This is a genomic window from Nocardiopsis sp. TNDT3 (genome assembly GCF_003427465.1).
Taxonomy (GTDB): Bacteria; Actinomycetota; Actinomycetes; order Streptosporangiales; family Streptosporangiaceae; genus Nocardiopsis; species Nocardiopsis dassonvillei.
In genome coordinates this window covers 1-2136 of record NZ_QPFC01000917.1, presented here as the reverse complement: position 1 = coordinate 2136, position 2136 = coordinate 1, and the positions used below count along the sequence as shown (strand labels likewise).

Sequence of the window (2136 nt, the reverse complement as noted above, 5' to 3'; positions counted from 1 at the left end):
GTCGATCCGGTCCCGGCCCGAGGACGGGCCCGCGCGGGCGACGGCATAGCCTGACGGGCGTGACACAGAACCAGTCCGGCGAGACCTCCGCCGCCCCCGCGGGCCCGTCCTCGGGCCGGGACCGGATCGACGGCATCGACGCCGCACGCGCCCTCGCGGTGTTCGGGATGTTCGTCGTGCACCTCGGGGTGGAGTCCATGGGGCTGCTGTCGCCCGAGGGCTACGCCTGGGACGTGCACGGCGTCGTGCGCGGCAACTCCTCGGCGCTCTTCGCCCTCCTGGCGGGGACCTCCCTGGCCATGATGACCGGGCGCACCGACCCGGTCGGCGGCGACCGCCTGCGCGGGGCCGTCGTGCGCATCCTCACCCGCGCGGCGCTCATCGGCGTGCTGGGCCTGGTGCTGGACCTCATGGGGGTCCCGGTCGCCATCATCCTGACCTACTACGCGGGCTTCTTCGTGCTGGCCCTGCCCCTGCTCAAACTGCGCTCGGGTGCGCTGTGGACGGTGGCGGGCGCCCTGGCCGTGCTCGGCCCGCCGCTCTCGTTCCTGCTGCGCGACAACGTCTTCCCGCCCTCGCCGCGCACGTCCTCGCTGGCCTCGCTCAGCGAGTTCCTCCTGACCGGCTACTACCCGGCGATCACCTTCATGGCCTTCGTGACCGCGGGGATGGCGCTGGGGCGGCTGGACCTGGCCGCCACCGCGGTGCGGCTGCGCCTGCTGGCCTCCGGCGCGGCCCTGCTCCTGCTCGGCCACCTCGGCTCCTGGGTCCTGCTCGGCCCGATGGGCGGCATGGACCGCCTGGTGCGGGCCAGCGGCCCCGCCCTGACCGGCCTGCCCTCCGGGGAGGTGGCCGACGAGGCGACGGCGGCCCTGGTGCGCGCCGCGGTGGTGGAGGAGACGCAGTCGCTCTCGGGCCAGGTGCCCACCGACTCCTGGTGGTGGCTGGCGGTCGGCACGCCCCACACCGGCACCACCTTCGAGATCGCCGAGGCGGTCGGTCAGGGGCTCGTGGTGCTGGTGGTGTGCATGTTCCTGTGCGACCGCTTCCGGGTCCTCATGTACCCGCTGACCTCGGTCGGCCGGATGCCGCTGACCGTCTACACCGGACACATCCTGGCCCTGGCGGTGGTCATCGCCGCCTCCGGCGGGATCGGCTGGCACCAGCCGTGGCTGCTGGAGGGCTTCGTCCTGGGGGCGCTGGTCTTCGCCACCCTGTGGCGGCTGACGGCGGGCAGGGGACCGGCCGAACTCCTCCTGGGTGAGGCCGCCGACGGCGTGGTCGCCCTGGTGGAGGAGCGAAGATCCGCCGCCGACGGGCGCCTTCCCCGCCGTCCTAGCGACGGTCCCCCCGCGTGATCCTGGCCGAGGTGCGGTCGCGGTGGGCCAGGGAGTCGGTGGTGGTCCGCGCGTTCTGGCGCATGAGCCTGCGCGCGTCGTCGGCCGCCGACCGCGCGACCGCCGGACTGGCCACGGGCCGCTGCGCGACCTCGGCGTCCTCGGGCAGGCCGATGTCCATGGGCAGGCCCGCCCTGCTGATCACCCGAAGCTGGGCCTCCTCCTGCGACCTGGAGGGCCGGATGTCGCCGTCGGGGGTGCGCCACGCCTTCAGGCGGGCGTGCAGCCAGTCGGTGCCCTGGTAGTCGGGGCCGCTCGGCCAGGGCACGCCGTCGGGACGGTGCCCCAGCGCGTGCAGGGCGTCGGCGACGGTCCACCCGGCCGAGAAGAAGCGCGCGGTCTCGTCGCGCAGCACGCGAAAGTCCACGCGGCGCAGGGACGCCTCCTCACGCCGCAGAGTCTCGCAGGCGTCGTGCACGTCGCGGGGGGTGTGCCGGGTGCGGTGCAGGGGGTCGGCCTCCGGTTTGCGCAGCAGGGAGTCGTCCACCGTCACGATCACCTCGCCGCGGCGGTTGTCCCAGACGCTGACCTCCTCGCGCGCCCACCCCTGGGACTCGGCCAGGGCCACCGCCATCCTGCGCAGGTCGACCCGCTCGTCATCGCTGCTGATCCGGAACTCCGCCATGTCCCCAGCCTAGACGAGCCCTTCCCCGGGCCTGCGCGGACAGGGAGAGGGCGGTCCCCGGCAGCGGGCCCGGCAGGTCCCGGGCGGCTCCTCGCCGGACCGCCGCCCCCGCCC

Annotated in this window: 2 protein-coding genes; one reads left to right on the top strand and one right to left on the bottom strand. The window is 74.9% G+C overall.

All coding sequences use genetic code 11. From position 1 onward, the window contains the following. Nucleotides 1-59 precede the first annotated feature (59 nt). Nucleotides 60-1358, top strand: coding sequence for a heparan-alpha-glucosaminide N-acetyltransferase domain-containing protein (locus DQW06_RS21660; protein WP_071622492.1), 1299 nt, complete (start codon nt 60-62; stop codon nt 1356-1358). On the opposite strand, the gene DQW06_RS21655 is transcribed toward DQW06_RS21660, so the two are convergent. Next, nucleotides 1336-2022: a hypothetical protein gene (locus tag DQW06_RS21655; protein WP_013154264.1), complete on the bottom strand. Its 687-nt coding sequence runs from the start codon at nt 2020-2022 to the stop codon at nt 1336-1338. The two genes, DQW06_RS21660 and DQW06_RS21655, sit on opposite strands and share 23 nt — an antisense overlap. Nucleotides 2023-2136: the final 114 nt, after the last annotated feature.

Bases quoted from the DNA above. Each gene is read 5' to 3' on its own strand.
- DQW06_RS21655 (WP_013154264.1), bottom strand. From the start codon at position 2,022: ATGGCGGAGTTCCGGATCAGCAGCGATGACGAGCGGGTCGACCTGCGC.